Source organism: Nocardia sp. NPDC056611 (genome assembly GCF_042792755.1).
Lineage (GTDB): Bacteria > Actinomycetota > Actinomycetes > Mycobacteriales > Mycobacteriaceae > Nocardia.
In genome coordinates this window covers 1044838-1063199 of record NZ_JBHTVV010000002.1, presented here as the reverse complement: position 1 = coordinate 1063199, position 18362 = coordinate 1044838, and the positions used below count along the sequence as shown (strand labels likewise).

At 70.0% G+C, this 18362-nt stretch carries 19 protein-coding genes; 6 read left to right on the top strand and 13 right to left on the bottom strand.

What is annotated here, in order from left to right; translation table 11 throughout:
* The first annotated feature begins 83 nt into the window (after nucleotides 1-83).
* Together ACFRAQ_RS13570 and ACFRAQ_RS13565 are read left to right on the top strand one after the other, a co-directional pair.
* Complete coding sequence (locus ACFRAQ_RS13570; RefSeq protein ID WP_379098627.1) at nucleotides 84-545, top strand: hypothetical protein; 462 nt, start codon at nucleotides 84-86, stop codon at nucleotides 543-545.
* A gap of 12 nt (nucleotides 546-557) precedes the next feature.
* Nucleotides 558-1514 (top strand): hypothetical protein, encoded by a 957-nt coding sequence (locus ACFRAQ_RS13565; protein ID WP_379098624.1) that lies wholly within the window; start codon nucleotides 558-560, stop codon nucleotides 1512-1514.
* Nucleotides 1515-1607: 93 nt separating this feature from the next.
* Here ACFRAQ_RS13565 and ACFRAQ_RS13560 read toward each other — a convergent pair whose 3' ends face one another.
* Both ACFRAQ_RS13560 and ACFRAQ_RS13555 read right to left on the bottom strand, forming a co-directional pair.
* Nucleotides 1608-1856 (bottom strand): helix-turn-helix domain-containing protein, encoded by a 249-nt coding sequence (locus tag ACFRAQ_RS13560; protein WP_357082573.1) that lies wholly within the window; start codon nucleotides 1854-1856, stop codon nucleotides 1608-1610.
* 173 nt (nucleotides 1857-2029) lie between these two features.
* Nucleotides 2030-3661 carry an ABC-F family ATP-binding cassette domain-containing protein gene (locus ACFRAQ_RS13555; RefSeq protein WP_357287741.1) on the bottom strand — a complete coding sequence of 544 codons (1632 nt, stop codon included), beginning with the start codon at nucleotides 3659-3661 and terminating at the stop codon, nucleotides 2030-2032.
* Between the two features lie 312 nt (nucleotides 3662-3973).
* On the opposite strand from ACFRAQ_RS13555, the gene ACFRAQ_RS13550 reads away from it, so the two are divergent.
* Nucleotides 3974-4273, top strand: coding sequence for a hypothetical protein (locus ACFRAQ_RS13550; protein ID WP_379098619.1), 300 nt, complete (start codon nucleotides 3974-3976; stop codon nucleotides 4271-4273).
* Here the strand turns inward: ACFRAQ_RS13550 and ACFRAQ_RS13545 are convergent.
* The 11 genes from ACFRAQ_RS13545 to ACFRAQ_RS13495 are packed head-to-tail and all read right to left on the bottom strand — an operon-like array spanning nucleotide 4267 to nucleotide 15124.
* Nucleotides 4267-4854 (bottom strand): GNAT family N-acetyltransferase, encoded by a 588-nt coding sequence (locus ACFRAQ_RS13545; RefSeq protein WP_379098616.1) that lies wholly within the window; start codon nucleotides 4852-4854, stop codon nucleotides 4267-4269. The genes ACFRAQ_RS13550 and ACFRAQ_RS13545 overlap by 7 nt on opposite strands.
* The gene (locus ACFRAQ_RS13540; RefSeq protein WP_379098614.1) at nucleotides 4851-5822 is read right to left on the bottom strand and encodes an ABC transporter substrate-binding protein; all 972 of its coding nucleotides are present in this window, start codon (nucleotides 5820-5822) and stop codon (nucleotides 4851-4853) included. Before ACFRAQ_RS13540 ends, ACFRAQ_RS13545 begins: the two co-directional genes overlap by 4 nt.
* A gap of 25 nt (nucleotides 5823-5847) precedes the next feature.
* Nucleotides 5848-6933, bottom strand: a complete 1086-nt coding sequence (locus tag ACFRAQ_RS13535; RefSeq protein ID WP_379098611.1) for a FecCD family ABC transporter permease — start codon at nucleotides 6931-6933, stop codon at nucleotides 5848-5850.
* Nucleotides 6930-7778 carry an ABC transporter ATP-binding protein gene (locus tag ACFRAQ_RS13530; protein WP_379098608.1) on the bottom strand — a complete coding sequence of 283 codons (849 nt, stop codon included), beginning with the start codon at nucleotides 7776-7778 and terminating at the stop codon, nucleotides 6930-6932. Before ACFRAQ_RS13530 ends, ACFRAQ_RS13535 begins: the two co-directional genes overlap by 4 nt.
* The gene (locus tag ACFRAQ_RS13525; RefSeq protein WP_379098605.1) at nucleotides 7775-8764 is read right to left on the bottom strand and encodes a hypothetical protein; all 990 of its coding nucleotides are present in this window, start codon (nucleotides 8762-8764) and stop codon (nucleotides 7775-7777) included. The genes ACFRAQ_RS13530 and ACFRAQ_RS13525 overlap by 4 nt, the downstream gene beginning before the upstream one ends.
* Nucleotides 8761-9606: a class I SAM-dependent methyltransferase gene (locus ACFRAQ_RS13520; protein ID WP_379098602.1), complete on the bottom strand. Its 846-nt coding sequence runs from the start codon at nucleotides 9604-9606 to the stop codon at nucleotides 8761-8763. Before ACFRAQ_RS13520 ends, ACFRAQ_RS13525 begins: the two co-directional genes overlap by 4 nt.
* The gene (locus ACFRAQ_RS13515; protein WP_379098599.1) at nucleotides 9603-10922 is read right to left on the bottom strand and encodes an MFS transporter; all 1320 of its coding nucleotides are present in this window, start codon (nucleotides 10920-10922) and stop codon (nucleotides 9603-9605) included. Before ACFRAQ_RS13515 ends, ACFRAQ_RS13520 begins: the two co-directional genes overlap by 4 nt.
* Nucleotides 10919-11944, bottom strand: a complete 1026-nt coding sequence (locus tag ACFRAQ_RS13510) for an enolase C-terminal domain-like protein (protein WP_379098597.1) — start codon at nucleotides 11942-11944, stop codon at nucleotides 10919-10921. Before ACFRAQ_RS13510 ends, ACFRAQ_RS13515 begins: the two co-directional genes overlap by 4 nt.
* Nucleotides 11945-11958: 14 nt before the next feature.
* Nucleotides 11959-13020: a PLP-dependent cysteine synthase family protein gene (locus tag ACFRAQ_RS13505; protein ID WP_379098594.1), complete on the bottom strand. Its 1062-nt coding sequence runs from the start codon at nucleotides 13018-13020 to the stop codon at nucleotides 11959-11961.
* Complete coding sequence (locus ACFRAQ_RS13500) at nucleotides 13008-13862, bottom strand: hypothetical protein (RefSeq protein WP_379098591.1); 855 nt, start codon at nucleotides 13860-13862, stop codon at nucleotides 13008-13010. Before ACFRAQ_RS13500 ends, ACFRAQ_RS13505 begins: the two co-directional genes overlap by 13 nt.
* Nucleotides 13859-15124, bottom strand: coding sequence for an ATP-grasp domain-containing protein (locus ACFRAQ_RS13495; protein WP_379098588.1), 1266 nt, complete (start codon nucleotides 15122-15124; stop codon nucleotides 13859-13861). The genes ACFRAQ_RS13500 and ACFRAQ_RS13495 overlap by 4 nt, the downstream gene beginning before the upstream one ends.
* 173 nt (nucleotides 15125-15297) lie before the next feature.
* Between ACFRAQ_RS13495 and ACFRAQ_RS13490 the strand changes: the two genes are divergently transcribed.
* From ACFRAQ_RS13490 to ACFRAQ_RS13480, 3 genes are all read left to right on the top strand, one after another.
* Nucleotides 15298-16014, top strand: a complete 717-nt coding sequence (locus ACFRAQ_RS13490; RefSeq protein WP_379098585.1) for a hypothetical protein — start codon at nucleotides 15298-15300, stop codon at nucleotides 16012-16014.
* 180 nt (nucleotides 16015-16194) lie between these two features.
* On the top strand, nucleotides 16195-16821 hold the full coding sequence (locus tag ACFRAQ_RS13485) for a hypothetical protein (protein WP_379098582.1): 627 nt from the start codon (nucleotides 16195-16197) through the stop codon (nucleotides 16819-16821).
* Nucleotides 16821-18356 carry a hypothetical protein gene (locus ACFRAQ_RS13480; protein WP_379098579.1) on the top strand — a complete coding sequence of 512 codons (1536 nt, stop codon included), beginning with the start codon at nucleotides 16821-16823 and terminating at the stop codon, nucleotides 18354-18356. The genes ACFRAQ_RS13485 and ACFRAQ_RS13480 overlap by 1 nt, the downstream gene beginning before the upstream one ends.
* Nucleotides 18357-18362 lie beyond the last annotated feature (6 nt).

The window sequence follows — 18362 nt, the reverse complement described above, 5'->3', positions numbered from 1 at the left end:
GCGGACCGAATTCGATCGGTCGCGGGATATGATTCAGATCACGCTCGGCCCCGCAGCAAATCCCGAGCAGATCGGAGTTCCGCATGACCGGCGCCCTGCACCGAACGGGATCGGCGACCCTCGCCAACACCGCGCGACAGCTACCCGGCTACCTTGTCGCAGCCACCGAGCGAAGTATCAGCGTGCGCGTCGGCGACGGCACCTGGACCCTGGATCGCGCGGATGTGCTCGACATCGCCCGGTGGGATGCTGCGAGTGCGCAGAGTGGTTGCGAGGGCCGTCCGGTACTGGTGCGGGTACGGTCCGGCGCCACAGCCGATTTCACCCAGCGCCGTCGCGTGGAGGTCACCGATCGTCCGCTCACGCTGGCGCCGGAACAGAGTCCCGCCCGCGGTGACGACGAGCTGCGGCGCCAGACCGAGATCTGGGCCCGCGGACTGGATCTGACCGCGAGACCCGGGGTCGGCGGGGCCACCATGACCTGCTGCCAGACCCGGTCGCAACACGGCAGCGACGACGGCATCGCCTGCGACAGCCTCGACTGACGGGGGCCGCGCATGGCCCGCACCACGGGTTCGGTCCTCATCGTCACCGAGGCCGAAGATCTGCACGGCGATGCCCTCGCCGCTACACTGCGTAAATTTCACGGCCACAATCCGATTCGTCTCGACATGCGTGACTTCCCGCGCGAGAACGGCACTTTCCGGCTCGGCGCGGACGGCTCCTACCGGAGCCTGTCGCACATCTTCGGACTCGACGACGTCACCTCGGTGTGGTGGCGGCGCCCGCACCCCACCCTGGTGCCGGGCGGGCTGAGCGCCGAGGACGACGACTACCGCCGCGCCGAGTGCGACGGCTTCCTGCAGGGGCTGCTGTGGTCGATCCCGGCCCTGTGGGTCAACGACCCCGGGGCCGACCGCACCGCGGGACGCAAGATCGTGCAGTTGGAGACCGCCGCCCGGGCCGGATTCGCGATTCCGGAAACCCTCGTCACCAATGACCCCGACGAGGCGCGCGCCTTCGTCGAATCCCGGCCCGGGCCAGTGGTTTACAAGCGCACCGGCACCGGGCGCGGGGCGTTCACCGAGACCCGCCTGTTCACCCCGGCCGATTTCGACCGGCTCACCACGATCCGCAACTCCCCCACCATCTTCCAGGACTACATCCAGGCCGAGAGCGACCTGCGCATCGTGTGGGTGGACGGCATCGAGTGGGTGGTGCGCATCGACTCGCAATCCGGTGTGGGACGGGTGGATTCGCGCCTGGACACCTCGGTGGCGTTCACCGCCGATCGCCTGCCCGCCTCGGTGAGCAAGTCGCTGACCACGCTGATGGGCGCGCTGGGACTGGCTTTCGGCGTGCTGGACCTGCGGGTGGGGCTCGATGGCGAGTTCTACTTCCTGGAGGTGAATCCCCAGGGGCAGTTCGCCTATCTCGAGATCAAGACCGGTCTGCCGATTTTCCGGAGCCTGGCGAACCTGCTGGTGCTCGGCGACGGGACCGTGACCCCGTAGCGGCCGCACGCCATCGCGAGCGGAGCGAGATCGCAAGTCCCCGACCGGCGTTCACCGGCCGAGTCCCCGCGATCGTGTTCCCGGAACGGGACGCTACTTGCTGACGGGCTTGCCGGCCTTGCGGCGGTTGGCACCGCCCCGGCTGCGGAGTTGCACATGCGACTCCACGAGCACGTTGTGAATGAAGCCGTACGACCGCCCGGTTTCCCTGGCTAGGGACCGGATACTGGCCCCGGCCTCGTACTGCTTCTTGAGCTGGGATTGCAAGCGATCGCGGGATTTCCCGGTGACGCGCGTGCCTTTACCCAATACGGCTTTACCCTGTGCGGGCCTGTCACTCATGGCTTCCTCCGAGTCGCCGTGGGCGCCTCATTCCAGGGTAGAGACTCGGATGCCTGTGATCAACGAAACGGTGTGATGTGAATCACCGAGTTTTGGCGAACACGCGTTTTTCGGTGCGGGAAGCGAGTTTCCGGGCGCGGACGGCGGTTTCTCCGCGCCCGGAACGCGCGCGCTCAGGCCAGCTGGATCAGTTCCAGGTAATCCTGCGACCAGTGGTCCTCGGTGCCGTCGGGCAGCATGATGACGCGCTCGGGGTTGAGCGCCTCGGCCGCGCCCGGGTCGTGGGTCACCAGGACCACCGCGCCCGCGTAACTGCGCAGCGCGTCGAGCACCTGCTCACGCGAGACCGGGTCGAGGTTGTTCGTAGGTTCGTCCAGCAGAAGGACATTCGCCGCCGAGGACACCAGACCGGCCAGGGCGAGACGGGTCTTCTCACCACCGGAGAGCGTGCCCGCGGGCTGCTCGAGCTGCGGCCCGGAGAACATGAACGCGCCGAGCAGACCGCGCAGGTCCTGTTCGCCCGCGTCGGGGGCGGCGTGCCGGATGTTCTCCCAGACCGTGGCCTGATCGTCGAGGGTGTCGTGTTCCTGGGCGAAATATCCGATCTTGAGGCCGCGACCGGGGTCGATCTGGCCCGCGGTCAGGGTCTCCACGCCCGCGAGCAGCCGCAGCATGGTGGTCTTACCGGCGCCGTTGAGACCCAGGATGACCACCCGGCTGCCCTTGTCGATGGCCAGGTTCACCCCGGTGAAGATCTCGAGGGACCCGTACAGCTTGGTCAGGTTGGTGGCCATCAGCGGTGTCTTGCCGCAGGGGGCCGGCTCGGGGAACTTGATCCGGGCCACCTTGTCGGCCACGCGGATGTCGTCGACCTCGTTGAGCATGCGCTCGGCGCGCTTGACCATCTGGTGTGCCGCAGCGGCTTTCGTCGCCTTGGCACCGAGCTTGGCGGCCTGCTGCTTGAGCGCGGAGGCCTTCTTCTCGGCATTGGCGCGCTCGCGCACGCGGCGCTGTTCGTCGGTGGCGCGGGCGTCGAGGTACTTCTTCCAGCCCATGTTGTAGATGTCGGCCTCGCCGCGCACGGCGTCGAGGAACCACACCTTGTTCACCACGTCGCCGAGCAGTTCGACATCGTGGGAGATGACGATGAGGCCGCCGTCATGGTTCTGCAGGAACCCGCGCAGCCAGTTGATGGAGTCGGCGTCGAGGTGGTTGGTGGGCTCGTCGAGCAGCAGTGTGGTGTCGGACTTGCCGCCGCTGCCGTCGGAGGCGCTGAACAGGATGCGCGCCAACTCGATTCGACGACGCTGACCACCGGAGAGAGTGCGCAGCTGCTGATTCAGCACCCGGTCGGGCAGGGCCAGGCTGTGGCAGATGCGGGCGGCTTCGCTCTCGGCGACGTAACCGCCCAGGGCCGAGAAACGCTCCTCGAGGCGGCCGTACTTGCGGATCGCCTTGTCACGTTCCTTCTCGTCGGCGACCTCGGCCATCAGCGCCTGCTGCTTCTCCATCTCCCGCAGCAGGGTGTCGAGGCCGCGCGCGGACAGCACCCGGTCCTTGGCGAGCATGTCGAGGTTGCCCTCGCGCGGATCCTGGGGCAAATATCCCAGTTCTCCGGAACGAATGACCTTGCCCGCGTAGGGTTCACCTTCACCGGCGAGAATGCGCAGCGTGGTGGTCTTGCCGGCACCGTTGCGGCCCACCAGCCCGATCCGGTCACCGGCCTGCACCCGCAGCGCCGAGCCCGGCGCCGTCAGCAGGGTGCGGACTCCGGCCCGGACCTCCAGGTCGGTCGCGGTGATCACAAGCGTCTCCTCGGGTGCAGCGGATGCCGATGGTTAACTGATCGATTGTGCGTCGCGTCGACACACAAGAACCACCGATTTTACTGCAAGCGCGGCAGAGCCCAAGGTCAGGGGCATGGGATCACACTCCGACCTGCCCGGACTCCGGTTTTGATCGCACTTCGCCCGGTTTCTGGCGCCCGAGACCGGGCGCCCACGCCGACGACCGGCCACCGTTGCGGCTCCGCGATCTTCTAGCAATCAACAAACAGATGCGCGAGTGCTAATGTTTCGCCTTGTCAGGGAACCGGGTCCCGGAAGGAGCGGATTCGAATGTCTGCAGCACTTCACACCCAGCACACCGATCACGAACACGTCCACGGCCCAGGTTGCGGCCATGTCGCCGTCCCGCATGGTGACCATGTCGACTACGTGCACGACGGTCACCTGCATCGCGCTCACGACGGCCACTACGACGAATGCGAAACCGCGGGGCACAGCGAACACGCCGACCACGCCCACGTACACGGCGAAGGTTGCGGCCACGTCGCCGTCCCCCACGGTGACCACGTCGACTACATCCACGACGGCCACCGGCACGCGGCGCACGACGACCACTACGACGATCACTGACCGGACGAGCCCCGCTCACCATCGGCCGATCCCCCGCCGAGCCTCCCGCGCTCCGATCGACCCAGCGGGATCTCCAGGTGCACGGTCTGGAACCGTCGTCCGGGTTCACGGTCATCGTGCACGACAGTGCCGAGCGATTTCCAGAACTCCAGCGCACCGGGCACACTCGCGTCGGTGTGTAGGTACAACCGCTGGTAGGCGGGTGTCACGCGGACGAATTCGACCGCCCGCGTGACCAATTCGGTCGCCAGCCGGTGCCGGCGGTGCTCGGGACGCACGTAGACCCGGAACAGCTGGGCCGTGCTGTGGTCGGGGTAACGTGCGGCCAACCACGCCGGATGCGGCGGCGTGCGCGGTCCCCTGGCCCGGATCGCGGTGGTGGCGACCACCTCCGCGCCGAGCACCGCCACCCAGAGGCGCTGTCGGGGATGGCAGAGGTAGGCGCGGGCCGGGTCGACGACGTCGTCGTGATGCTCGGGCAGGTAGCCGTATCCGAGGTCGCGGTAGAAGGTGTCGAGCATGACGCTGCGGGCGCCCGGGAGATCCTGCGGCAGTGCCGCGCGGAGGGTGTAATCGCTCATCGGAGGGCGCCGAGCTTGGCGGACAGCACCTCGAGGCCCTCGACGGCGACCGGACCGGGCCCGGTGTAGCCGAACGGGACGGCGATGACACGGTCGTGGCGGATCGCGTCGAGCGAGGCCAGTTCCGGACGGTCACGGAGGGCGCGCCGGACCGAGTCGGGAGTCTGGTCGCCCTGGGTGAGCAGGATGATCACGTCGGGATTGCGGGCGATCAGGGTTTCGGTATTGGCTTCGAAATTGCGTTTGGCCACGTCTCCGAAGATGTTCTCGAGCCCGAGCGTGCCCATTTGCGTGTGCACGGTGCTGGTGGCGCCGTACGCGCTCAGGGTGGAGCCGTCCCGGGAGAGGATGAGTGCGGCGGCGGGGCGGGCCGGGCCGCCGGGCCGGTGCTGATCCGCGACCGCGGCGACGCGGCGACGCAGGTCGGCGACGGTGTCACCGGCTTGCTTCGCGGTCCCGAACAGCTTTCCGTACAGCTCGATATCGGCGAAGATGTCGTCGTAGGCGCCGGCGGCGTTCTTGCAGTAGCCGCGGGTGACCAGCAGCGGGATGCCCGCCGAGGCCAGATCCTCCGGTTTGACGGCCGCGCCCTCGAAGCTCACCACCACGTCCGGATTCCGCGCGATGATCTGTTCGCGGGCGAGATCCGCGGTGGGCGTGATCATTTCGGCGTGACCGAGCGCGGCGGCGTATTCCCCGGGGAAGGGCGCGGTTTCGAAGGTTCGGGTCACGACGCGGTCGGCGGCGCCGGCGGCGGCGATGAGCGGGGCGGCCACCGATCCCACGGTGACCACCCGGGCGGGGGCGCGGTCGAATCGCACGTCCCGGCCGCAACTGGAGATGGTGAGCGGGAAGGCCCCGTCGGTGGGCTGCGTGTTCTCGGGTGCGGTCGCGCCGCAGCCGGTCAGTGCGAGCATCGCGACAACGGCGGCGGGCAGGGCACGCGCGAGGGTGGTGGAGATAGGCATGATCGATGAATCCTTGTGTCGTGGTTCAGGCAACGGGGTTGCGAAAGCGGCGAATGAGAACGAGCAGGAGGGGTGCGCCGACGACCGCCGTGACGATGCCGAGCGGTAATTCCCTGGGCGAGAATGCGGTTCGGGCCACCACATCGGCGACCACCAGGAAGACCGCCCCCAGCAGGGCGGACGCGGGGATCAGCCGGCGATGGCGACCACCGGCGAGCAGTCGCGCGGTGTGCGGCACGATCAGTCCGACGAACCCGATGGCCCCGGCCACCGCGACCACCGCCCCGACGCACAGCGCCACCACCCCGAGGGCGGCCACCCGCCACCGGGTCGGCGCGAAGCCCAGGGTGCGCGCGGTGTCGTCGCCGACGGCCAGCGCGTCCAATCGCGTGGCCATGAGAAACAGCGCCACCGCGCACCCGCTCACCGCGGCCGTCGTCGTCGCGACCGGGGGCCAGGCCGCGGAACCGAGCGAACCCAGCAGCCAGAACAGCACCGCGCGAGCGCCTTCCGGCGAGTCCGACGCGAAGATGAGGAAACTGGTCGCCGCCGAGAAGACGTAGCCGATGGTCACCCCGCCGAGCAGCAGTCGCAGTGAGGTCAGCTGTCCATGACTGCGTGCCACCGCGAACAACAGCACGGTCGCGGCGAGTGCTCCGACAAACGCACTGCCGGAGAGCATCCCGGCCCCGGCGGTGACTCCGAACAGCAGCGACAGCGCCGCCCCGGTGGACGCCCCCGACGTGACGCCGAGGATGTGCGGATCGGCCAGCACATTGCGCACGACGGTCTGCAGCACCGCTCCGCTGACCGCCAGCCCGGCGCCGACCGAGGCGCCCAGCAACACGCGCGGTACGCGCACCCGCCACACGATGGCGTCCTGCGCCGCCGTCCACTCCGATGCCGCCGGAACTCCGGCCACGTGATGGCCGACAATGCGGGCGACGGTGAGCGGCGGCACCGCGACCGGTCCGATCCCGCACGCGCAGACGATCACAGCCAGCAATACGGTGCCCAATGCGGTGAGCCATGCGATCGACGCCCATCTGCGCCGGGCATGTCCGAGATCGTCGGGTGGGGCCTCGCTCGCAGCGGTGGAGAGGAGTGTCATTGCGGCGCTCCCTGTTCCACCCGCCCACCCGATCGCCCAGCCGGCGAGCCGGACAGGTCGCCGGTCCGATCGTTGTGCTCGGCCGGTGGCCGTCGTGGGCCGAACAGCAGTTGCGGGGAATCGAAGGCGGTCGAGCGCTGAACGCTGACGCCGTAGACAGGTTCGAGGACCTCGGGCGTCAGCACCTCGTCGACGGTTCCGGTGGCGGCGACGCGGCCGCGATCGAGCAGGACCAGGCGGTCGCAGTAGCGGGCGGCGAGATTGAGATCATGCAGGACGATGACCGTGGTGATCGCGAGTTCTCCTAGCAGGCTGAGCAATTCGTGCTGATATCGGATGTCGAGGTGGTTGGTGGGCTCGTCGAGGAGCAGGTGGTCGGCTTGCTGGGCCAGGGCGCGGGCGATGAGCACGCGCTGGCGTTCGCCGCCGGACAGCGCGGTGAACGGGCGGTCGGCGAGGTGCCTCGCACCGACGCGATGCAGGGCCGCGGCCGCGGCGGCGTGATCGGTCCGGGCGTAGCCCCGCACCGCACCGGCCCAGGGCGAGCGACCCAGCAGGACCATGTCCGCCACCGTGATCGGCGTCTCGGCGGGCGCTTCCTGGGCGACGACCGCGAGGCGTTCGGCCAGCGCTCGCCCACGCAGGGCGTCCACCGAGGTCTCGTCGATCAGCACCGTGCCGGTGCGAGGGCGGAGCGCACGGTGGATCACCCGCAGCAAGGTGGATTTGCCGGAGCCGTTGGGGCCGATCAGTCCGACGGTGGAACCGGTTTCGGCGGTGAGTTCCACGCCGGACAACACCACCGCACCGCCGAATTCGACGCGGATGTCGGTCGCGCTGATCACCGGACCGCCGCCCGCGCCTCGCGGCCATGCCCCGTCGCCGCGCTCGGCGAGGATCCGGCCCGCGGCCGCATCGTGGCCGGCGCGCCCGCCGACCCCGGCCAGTCCGGCGGGCGCGGACGCCAGGTGTGATGCACGCTGACCGCCGTTCCGTATTCCGCCGAGATCCGTTGGGCTTCAGCCAGTTTTCCCAGGTAGTCCGGATCGTCGTCGGCCAGCAGGATGCCGGTGGCGGTACCGCTGTGGGCGATCACCACCCCGAGCGCCCCCATACCGCGCGCGGCACGGCACGCCAGGTCCAGGTGCGGACGTTCGCGCAGCACCGAGTTCATCAGCGCGCTGCGGGTGGCGATCTCGCCGATGCGATGGTGGTCGCGCCGGGCCAGCGCCTCGGTGAGACCGCCGAGCAGCCGGGTGTATTCGCGCTTGTCGGCCGCGGTGAAGGGTTTGGCGCGGCGGTTGAAGTCGACCGTGTCGAGCTGCCCGCCCTCGTCGGCGAGGACGATGGTGAGCGGCGGCAGCGCGGGCAGCCGGGCGAGCAGCCGCACCTCGCGGTGATAGAACGCGACCGACCCGGGATACATGACGCCGTCGGAGGGTTCGATCCCGCGCAGCAGATCCTCGATTTCGGCGGCGTCGATACCACGGCCCTGCGCGTCGGCGATCGCGCGAGCCGCCGCGACCAGGTCGGCCGTGGAGCTGGCCAGCCCCTTGCCCTCGGGGAGTTCGCTGATGATCGTCAGGCGTCCCGGCTGCCGGTGGCCCGACCGCTCGAGCATGAGTTCGGCCAGCCGGCGCGCTTTGCTCTTGTGTGGCGGTACGGTCTCGATCTCACCGTCGCCCGTGCCGGGCTCGAACACCGCGACCGAGCCCTGCCGGATCGGCAGCGTCACCAGGAAATCGCGATCGTCGCCGGCGGTCACGCCTTGCAGCAGTTCGCCACAACTACCGAAAGCGCTGCCCACCCCGGTGCGCATCGATGTGCTCACCGCTCGCTCGTCTGCTCGCTCCGGCGGGCGATCACGTGGAGGCGGTCACCGGTCAGGGCGGCGGAACGGGTGCCGTCGCCCGGCCAGGCGGGTTCGGTGAGCGGACCCGGCTGGTCGAACATAGCCAGGACGTCGAATCCGCTGGTGTGCAACAGGTATCGGAGCTCCTCGGGGAACAGCAGCCGCCACGCCGTGTGCTGGACCACGGGTTCGCCTCCCACCCAGGTCCAGTCGCGCCGCCGCCGCAACAGCTGCGCGGACAGGTCCACCGACAGCGTGGTACGGGAGGTGTAGGCGACCCCCTCCCACTCGATCTCGCGGACGGACACCTCATCGAGCAGCTCGCGGCGACCGCGATCGGTGAGCAGGAAGGCGCCACTGCGCATTTCGAGCACGAGCAGCCCGCCCGGCCGCAGGCAGGCGGCGAATCCGGTGAGCGCTGCGGCCACATCGGCGCTCGAGTGCAGGTGCAGCAGCGTGCTGCCCAGGCAGGTGACCACGTCCATCCGCTCGCGTGTGCCGAACCGGCGCGCATCGCCGACCTCGAACGCGATACCGGGATACTTCGCCCGGGCATAGGCGACCATGCGGGGCGAAATATCCATGGCCGTCACGACATAGCCCAGTTCGGCCAGCCGCGCCGCGTCCCGGCCGGTGCCGGAACCGACGTCCAGCAGCCGCATCGCCGTGCCGTCGGGCGTCGTGCCGAATTCGGTGACCAGGTCGTGGACGAACCGGGCGTTGCGGTGGCCGCTGTCGGGGAAGGTGCGCTCGTACAGCGCCGGATTGTCGGTCAGCAGATTCTCGGTGGCGAGCACCGGGCCCTCGGTCGGGCAGGTCATCGTGGGTCTCGGCTTTCGGTGTCGGGAGCGGTCGCCGCCGTGGCGACGGAGACCGCTGTCTCACTGGGTTTTTCGATGTCGGCCACAGGCAGGAGCCGACCGCGGTGCAGCGCGCTCACCGCGACGGCGGCCAGTAGCCCGGTGCCCGCGCAGAGCCCGGCGGGCCACCACGCCAGCGGACCGCCGCCCCGGTCCACCGCCGCGCCGACCAGCGCCGTCAAGCCGACGGTGCACACGCCGGACACGAGATAGAAGGCGCCGAAATAGGTTCCGGTCAGGCGGACGCCGCCGAACGCGGCGACGAGTTCGTTCACGAAGGGCTGCACGATCATCGCGCCCACCGTGAGGACCACGACCGCGGCGAGAATCGGGACCATGCGCAGCGACGTCGCCACGACACCGTCGCCGCCCCCGTCGATGAGCGGCGCGGCCAGCGGCGGAATCACGAACGCGAGGCCCATGACGGCCATGCCCGCGGCCATCGCGGGTCCGCGTTCCCCGCGTGCGAAACGCTGGGTGATCCGCACTTGCAGCAGCAGGATCACGGCGGTGTCGACCAGGAACAACGCCGCCACCGCCCCGGTGTCGTGCGGACCGGCGACCCGCCGCGCCTGCAGGGTCAGGAGGAAATAGCTCTGGCTCTGCAGCGCGAACATGCCAGCCAAGGCGACCGCGAAGGCCCAGAAGGCGCGGTGGGAGATCAGATTTCGCAGATCGTGCAGCACCCCGTGGTCGGCGGGCGGCACCGGGCGCGCGGGCAGGAACACCAGCTGCGCGATGGTCAGCAGCACGAAGATGCCGGCCGCCACCGCGGCGGTGAGCCGGAATCCCATCGCCACCAGCACCGTTCCGGCCAGCGGACCGACCGCCGAACCCACATTGCCGAACACGTTGAACAGCGCGAACGCCGAGGCGGCGCGGTCGGCGCTGTCGCGGGCGATATAGGCGCGCACGGCCGGATTGAAGAGCGCACCGGCGAATCCGGTCAGCACCGAGGCCGCCAGCACCACCGCCAATGACCCACCAGCGGCGAACAGTGCGAACCCGACGGCCCGGATCGCCGCGCCGACGATGATCACACCACGGGCGCCGAGCCGGTCGGAGATCGCGCCGCCGACCAGGAACAGGCCCTGCTGGCTCAGATTCCGCACGCCGAGCACCACACCCACCACCGCCGCCGACAGGCGCACGTCGGTGAGCAGGTAGCCCGCGAGGAACGGCATGAGCATGTAGAAGCCGGTGTTGCCGGCCAGCTGGTTCACCAGCAGCAGCCGCACCGACAGCGGAAACGAGCGGAAGAGCCCGAGCGTGTTCATCCTGCACCGCCGGGTCGGACGCCGAGCCCTGGACCCACGGGCCGCAGCAGTAACCCGTCCGACCCGCCGAGCCCCTGCCAGGGATCGCCGGTGATGAGTAGATGCCCGTCCAGGTCGACCCAGCGCGCGGCACCGCTCAGATGCGCCGCGGCGGCGATGCTCAGCGAGGTCGACGCCTGGCAGCCGAGCATCACGGCGACCCCGCGCCGGCGCGCCCAGTCGATCATCGACAGGGCCGCGTCCAGCCCGCCGCATTCGGCGAGTTTGATGTTGATGCCGCCGATTCCGCCGGGTAGCGCGTCGAGATCGGCGCGGGTACCGGCGTCCTCGTCGGCGATGACCGGTATCGGCACGGACTTCGCGACCAGCGCCAGCTCGTCCGGAGCCCCGGCCGGAACCGGTTGCTCCACCGCGGCGATCCCGAACTCGGCGAGACGGCCGAGCGCGGCGACCGCGGTGTCGGTATCCCACGCGCCATTGGGATCCAGTAGCAGCGCGGCCGCGGGAGCGGCGGCCCGGATCGCCGCCACCCGGGCGATATCGTCGGCCGGATCGGCGGCTCCCAGCTTGACCTTGATCGTGGTGAACCCCGCGCGGACCAGGCGCGCTGCCGTACGGCCCGCGTCCGGGGCCGGCACGATGCCGATCGTGTAGGCCGTCGGCACCCGGTCCCAGGCGGGCATGCCGAGCAGCTCGCAGAGCGGGACCCCGGCCGCGACGGCCAACCAGTCGTGGATGGCGGAATCGACGGCGGCGGCCACTGGCAAGGCGTCGCGCAATCGGATTCGGAGTTCGGGCAACCGCTTCGGCAGGCGGCCGGGATGCGGGTCGTCCCCCATCCATTCCACGGCGACGGCCAGCGCCCGCTCGATGGCCGGGACATCCAATCCGAGCCGCGGGCTCGTCACCACCTCCCCGCTCCCGTGAGTCCCGTTGTGCGAGAGCCTTACCCACACCGCGTCGCGCTCGCTCATGGCGGCGCGCGAGATCCGCAGCGGCTCGGCCAGCCGCAGCCGGGACACTCGAGACTCCAGTCTCATACCGGCGCCCCCGCCCCGGCCGGGTCGCGAACCACGCCGCACCGCGCCCAGCCCTCGACCTCGACCGCGTCCGGTGCCGCGATCTCGACCGGATCGGTCGCGGCGGCGCCCAGCAGCCCACGCGCGGCACACCATTCGTCGTCGTAGATGGTGCGCAGGTAGCGGTGCGGCCCGTCGGGGAAGACGGTCACGACATGCGCTCCGGGTTCACGCCGGGCGGCCCACCCGGCCACCAGCGCGGCCGCCCCGGTACTCCATCCACCCGCCACGCACGTCCGCGCCGCCACGGCTCGGCAGGAGGTGACGGCCTCGACCGGACCGACCCAATGCACCTCGTCGTAGTCCGAATACACCACATTGCGGGGCAGGATGCTGCTGCCGAGGCCCCGCATGACCCGGTGCCGGGCGGGCTGGCCGAAGATCCGCGAGCCCACCGAATCCACCCCGATCACGCGCAATCCGGGCCAGCGCTGTCGCAGTACCCGGGTGAGCCCCGCGCAGTGGCCGCCCGAACCCACCGTCGCCACCAGGACATCGACGGTCTCGACCTGGTCGATGATCTCCTGTGCCATGGCGGCGTACCCGGCGGCGTTGTCCGGATTGTCGTACTGGTCGGGCCAATACGCGCCGGGCGTGGCCGCGAGCACCTCGCTCAGCCGATCCAGGCGCGCCTGCTGCCAGCCGCCCACGGCATGCGGGCGTTCGACCACCTCGAGCCGGATGCCGTAGGCGGTGAACAGGGCACGCATATCCGGTTCCAGCTCGTCGTCGACGACCAGTACGACCGGATGCCCGAGCGCGCGGGCGGCCAGGGCCAGCCCCATTCCCAGGGTGCCGCTGGTGGATTCGACCACCGGCGCACCCGGCGCCAGCTCGCCCCGCGCGACCGCACCGGACAGCAGCGAGATCGCCGCGCGGGCCTTCATACCGCCGATTCCGGCCGATTCCAGCTTGGCCCGGTACCCGACGCCGGCGTCACCCGCCGGTATCCACGCCATCGGCGTGCCGCCGATCAGGTGCAGCAGGCCGGACTGTGCGGGTGTTGCTAGGCGCCGCATGCGAACTCCCCGCCGCGATAGTGGAAGTGGGTGCTCGGACCGCCGTCCAGCGAGAAGAACGGGTACGGCTCCGCGGCGACCGCGGTCAGCCCGGGCGCGCCCAGGAACCACGGCAGCACCGCGCTGCCGGTCTGCGCGAACATCACCATCGGCACGTCGCGATCGCGGGCCCGCGTCAGCAGGTCATCGAAACTCGCATTGCTCAGGCACATTCCGGTGACCAGCAAGGCATCGTAGGGTTCGTCGATCGCGGTGGCCGAGGTGCGCACCGTCTCACCCCACTCGGTGACGCCGCCCGCCAGGTCGCAGGGGATGTAGCCGATACCTCGGCCGCGCAGCTGCGCCAGCAGGGAATTCACCACACCGACCACCAGGACCCTGCGCACCCCCCGGGGCAGCAGATCGACGACCCCGGCGGCCCGGGTCCGCGATTTCGCCAACGAGGACTCCCCCGCCACGAGAACCGGCTCACCGCGCACGCCACCGGCATCGGGATGCGGATGGGCGTGCATCAGATAGGCGTCCAGCGCGGCGATCCGCACGGCGGGCAGCGGATGGTCCAGCAGGTCGTCAATGCTCGCGCCGACGCACTCGCCGACGGCGGTCACATGATCGGACCCGTCACCCGGTTCGAAGGCGCACGAACCCACGGCGGCGCCGACCCGGATACTGAGAATCTCATTGCGGTACCGCTGGTTCCGGCCGACGTGGCGGGTGCTGTGCAGGGTGAGGAAGGCGGCGGCCACCGTCACGGTGGCCGGGTCGGGACCGATGCGACCGGCCCGGACCGAGGAGATCAACGCGTCCAGGGTGATCGGCCGGGCAAGGGGGCTGTCGGTCACCGGGCCACCGCGGCCTCGGCGTAGGAGACCCGCAGTGCGTCGATCAGTGCACGCGCCGAATCCCCGGCCGCGCCGGCCTGCTCCTCGGCGACCATCACGTGCGCGAGGTAGCCGTTGTTGTTCTGCGCGGACCGCACCCGGGTACCGGGCGCGGCCAAGTCGTAGTCCACGATGCGGGTGTCCAGCTCCCAGTCCTCGGCACCGGAAACGCCTTCGAGGACACCGGTTTCCCGCGGCACCAGGAAGGCGATCGCCGCGCTGCCGACACCGGTCGGCGCGGTGGTCAGATCCGGCGCCCGGCCCAGCGCCAGATCCGCGCACACCGCGGCCAGGTCGATACCGGTCACCCGGCGCACCAGCTCGGTGATGCGATTGCCCGCCGGCCGCGGATTCACCTCCACCAGCCGAGGGCCGCTCGCCGTCAGTCTTATCTCGACGTGCGCGACCGTATTGTCCAGTCCCAGAGCGGCTATCGCGGCGCGTGCGACATCGGCGATGGCCGACTCCGCGGCGGGTTCCAGCAGCGCCGGGAACATATGTCCGGCCTCGATGAACCACGGCGCGCCGGTGAGTTGTTTGTCGGTGATGCCGACGACCGTGGTGCGCCCGTCGAAAGTGACGGTCTCCACACTGAATTCGGGTCCCTCGAGATGCTGCTCCACCAGCACCTCGGCGGCGCGCTGCTGTCCGCGCGCGTTCACCGGGAACCCGGTGATCTCGCCCAGGGCCGCGCGTAGCTGCGCGGCGTCGTCCACGCGACGCACGAACATTCCGCCGCACAGGTCGACGGGCTTCACCACCACCGGGTAGCCGATCCGCTTCGCGGCCTCCAGCGCGTCGGCGTCGGTGGCCGCCACGGCGAATTCCGGCCCGGGAACGCCTGCGGCGCCACAGATCCGGCGGGTTCGGGCCTTGTCACATGCCGCCGCCACGGCCTCGCGGCTCGGCCCCGGCAGTCCCAGCTCGGCCGCGACCGCCGCGACCGCCGGCAGGTAGTAGTCACAGGAGGACAGCACGCCGTCGAACTCCAGGACCTCGTGCAACCGCCGCACCCACGGCAGCAGCGCCGCCTCGGCGTTCGTCTCGGCCGTCACGATATTCGCGGCGCCGAGCAGCGGGTGCCCGGCGTCCGGCGCGGCTCGCACATAGTGCCGCAGGTCGCGGGTCAGGAAGCTGAACCGGTCCCCGCGCTCCCGGATCGCCTGCGGCAGCAGGGTACTCATCGACCCGACCCAACTCTCGATCATCAGCAGATGTCCCATTCGGCCTCCTCGGAACTGATTGACGGGGCTTAACGATAATGATTGTCATTATCTCTGTAAACCCGTAATCTCTCCCAGCGCCGGGCCGAGCCGAAAACGCATGCGCGCCGAGGCCGATCACCACAACCCGGCGTGCCACACCACACCTGATGAGAAAATTCGAGGTCAGTCACATGGGGTATTCCCCTGCCCGTCCCGCCGCCCTGTCCGCGGCACTGCTCATGACCGTCGCGAGCATCGGCGCGGCCACCGCGACAGCCGCCCCGGCGGACACCTCCGGCGCGATCGACTACACCGCGACTGTCGGAGACACCAGTACGGTCATCCGGACCTCCGCCGGATCACTCGTGTCCGACAAGGGCGTCTTCACGATCGTCGCCCCCGACGGCACCACGCTGGGGGGCACCGAATTGTCTTTCCGGGTAGACGATTTCGTGTTCCCCATCGACGCGGACATCCACGACCGCACCGCGACCCTCACCCCCCGGTTCGACCTGCGGCACGCCGAATATCGGCCGGTGGCACTTCCATTCGAGGATCAAGCGCCCTGGAAGAACGCCTACGAACGCGAACAGGCCGCGTGGAGCCGCATGACCAGCACCATCAGCATGGGCGCGACCGTCGGCACCCTGGCCGGCGGCCTCGGCGGAGCGGCCGTCGGCTGCCTCATCGGCGGCGCCACCGGAGCCACCCTCACCGGCGCGCTCACCGCCATGTTCGGCGCGCTGCCGGGCGCGGTCGCGGGCTGCCTCGCGGGCGCGGCGGCCGTCGGCTTCCTCGGCACCGTCGCCGGGCAGATCTTCGTGACCGCACCGGCCGCCGTCCTCGCCGCGGCACAGTACTTCACCACCATCAACCAGGCCATGACGGCGCCGAAGCCGGCGAGCTGAGGCGGGACCCCACCGGAGCGGATCGCGGCCACACTCCCTGAACCGCGATCCGTTCCTCGCCCACCCCGGCCCTTCACCCCGAACGCCCGCACGCCAGAAGCGAATCGGGCTTACAGGTTGACATTCGCCGGTGATTTGTAACACACTCGCTGAGCTCAACTGGTGAGGGAGGGTTCGGCGGTGACCGATCACGCGCGTGTGGCGCTCGAGCTATTGCGGGACAGCAGCCAATTCAAGTGGTACGTGATTCCGCTGTTGCTGGTCGTCATCTACATCTACGCCACCGAGGTCGAGCGGCGGAACTGGAACGTGCTGTTCGCGGGCCTGGCGCTGTGGGGCATGGACCTGTTCAACGAGATCTGCAACTCGCTGGTCTTCCACGGCACCGGGCGGGCGCCGGTGTGGGCCGCGTCCGGGCCGACGGCCTATCAGATCCTCATCGGGTTGAACATCGAGATCTGCTTCATGTTCGCCATCATGGGCATCGCCGCGGCGAAGATGCTGCCGCCCAAGGAGACTCGTATCCTCGGGCTGCCCAACCGGCCGGTGCTGATCGCGCTGAACTCCGCGGCCGCGGTCGGGGTCGAGGTGCTGCTCAACAAGATGGGCGTGCTGACCTGGGACTGGTCCTGGTGGCACGCGGGCTTCCCGTTCCTGATCTGGCTGGTCGGCTACGTGCCGTTCTTCGCGGCCTGCTTCTTCGTGTACGACCTGCCGACCGTGCGGGCCAAGGCCATCGCCGTCGGCGCGATCCTGGGCGTCGACGCGCTCGCCATCGCGATCTTCGGCACCCTCGGGTGGCTGTGATGACCGATCTGTCCTTGCGCCACGGCGTGCTCGCGGCCGCCGCCGGGCTCGCCTTCACCCTCGCCGCGCCGCAGCAGGCGGCCACCGCCGCCCCCGCCTGCGATCTGCTCGGCACCGTCGGCACCCCCGAGCCGGGTGCGGACGAAACCACCGCCGGCCTGGACGCGTTCCCCGCCGCCACGGTCGCCCTGCCGGATCGGGTCCTGCTGCGCGGCACCGCGGAGACCTTCAACCGCCGCTGGTCCTTCGCCACCCGCGACGGCGCGATCTACGTCAAACCGGCCGCCGCGCAGGGCGGTTGGCGCACGCTGCCGCTGCCGGGCTGCCTGGCGGGACGCGTCGCCGGGGTCTCGGCCGACGACGACGAGATGATGGCCATCGATGTCGACGGACGCTTCTTCACCATGGACCGTATTCTCAGCGCCCCCAAGGACTGGAACTGGTCCAGCCGCTACGGCTCCCCGCTGTGGACCGGTCCGGGCAACACCCTGCCGCCGGGCACGACGGCGTGGACCTGGTCGGTGCTCTCACCCAGCGAGGACCACGTCTGGCGCGATATCGCGGGCAACGACCACACGGTGGGCGGCGCCAAGGTGTCGCACGTGTACGCGCTCACCGACGACGGCCATCGCATCCACTACGTGGACCCGTGGCTGCCGCTGGACCACAGCTACGAGATGTCCACCCCGGCCGGCGGCCGTTTCCGGGCGGTCGGTATCTCCACCAGCGGCTCCACCACCCTGGTGGTGAACCGCTTCGGCGACCTCTACACCCGCCTGTACGACTTCGACATCTCGGGCGCGGACAAGGTCTTCTTCCGCTACTCCTACGAGGATCAGCGCGGCCGTCCCGAAGCCCCCGACATGCTCTCGGAACGGATCGACGACCACTACGCCGCGATCCAGCTGCCCGCGCCCGAGTGGACCGCGCAGCCCAAGATCCCCGGGCAGATCACCGACCGGGTCTCGGTGCACAAGACCGGGATCGGCTCGGCCGCACGCGAACTGCGCGTGGAGGGCGTCGCCGACGGGCATACCGGGTACTGGGTGAAAACGCTGACCGCCGAGCAGTGGGGCTTCGTCCCCACCGATCAGCCGCTGGCGGGCAAGATCCTGGACAACACGCCCGCGGACCATTCGGTCGACGACAGCGTGCCCGTATCCCCTTACACCTATGCGGGCACGACCCCGTCGGGTGTGGGAGCGCGGATCGAGAATTTCGATCTCGCGGTCTCGCCGACGCCGCTGCGGCTGGAGTTCGCCGACGGCAGCAGGCTGGATCTGATCCTGCACACCGTCGACGGACTCCGCCAGACCGTGCAGGCCGCCGGAATCACCGATCAGCCACGGGGTTTCGACGGCAGCATCGAGGTCCCCGCGGCCACCCTGGCCACGCTCGCCGAACAGCCCGACACGGTCCGCCAGTTCGTGCGGACCACCCTGGGCGGCCGCCGTTTCACCGACACAGCGGTCCGCGTCACCACGAGCGGCTTCGCCGTCGACGCCCTCGCGGTGACGCTCCCCCGCACGCACTGACGACGG

Excerpts from the sequence above, each read along its gene's own strand:
- ACFRAQ_RS13535 (WP_379098611.1), bottom strand. The coding sequence starts at position 6,933 with ATGACACTCCTCTCCACCGCTGCGAGCGAGGCCCCACCCGACGATCTC.
- ACFRAQ_RS13565 (WP_379098624.1), top strand. The coding sequence starts at position 558 with ATGGCCCGCACCACGGGTTCGGTCCTCATCGTCACCGAGGCCGAAGAT.
- ACFRAQ_RS13520 (WP_379098602.1), bottom strand. The coding sequence starts at position 9,606 with ATGACCTGCCCGACCGAGGGCCCGGTGCTCGCCACCGAGAATCTGCTG.
- ACFRAQ_RS13515 (WP_379098599.1), bottom strand. The coding sequence starts at position 10,922 with ATGAACACGCTCGGGCTCTTCCGCTCGTTTCCGCTGTCGGTGCGGCTG.
- ACFRAQ_RS13490 (WP_379098585.1), top strand. The coding sequence starts at position 15,298 with ATGGGGTATTCCCCTGCCCGTCCCGCCGCCCTGTCCGCGGCACTGCTC.
- ACFRAQ_RS13550 (WP_379098619.1), top strand. The coding sequence starts at position 3,974 with ATGTCTGCAGCACTTCACACCCAGCACACCGATCACGAACACGTCCAC.
- ACFRAQ_RS13560 (WP_357082573.1), bottom strand. The coding sequence starts at position 1,856 with ATGAGTGACAGGCCCGCACAGGGTAAAGCCGTATTGGGTAAAGGCACG.
- ACFRAQ_RS13480 (WP_379098579.1), top strand. The coding sequence starts at position 16,821 with ATGACCGATCTGTCCTTGCGCCACGGCGTGCTCGCGGCCGCCGCCGGG.
- ACFRAQ_RS13505 (WP_379098594.1), bottom strand. The coding sequence starts at position 13,020 with ATGCGGCGCCTAGCAACACCCGCACAGTCCGGCCTGCTGCACCTGATC.
- ACFRAQ_RS13540 (WP_379098614.1), bottom strand. The coding sequence starts at position 5,822 with ATGCCTATCTCCACCACCCTCGCGCGTGCCCTGCCCGCCGCCGTTGTC.
- ACFRAQ_RS13570 (WP_379098627.1), top strand. The coding sequence starts at position 84 with ATGACCGGCGCCCTGCACCGAACGGGATCGGCGACCCTCGCCAACACC.
- ACFRAQ_RS13495 (WP_379098588.1), bottom strand. The coding sequence starts at position 15,124 with ATGGGACATCTGCTGATGATCGAGAGTTGGGTCGGGTCGATGAGTACC.
- ACFRAQ_RS13545 (WP_379098616.1), bottom strand. The coding sequence starts at position 4,854 with ATGAGCGATTACACCCTCCGCGCGGCACTGCCGCAGGATCTCCCGGGC.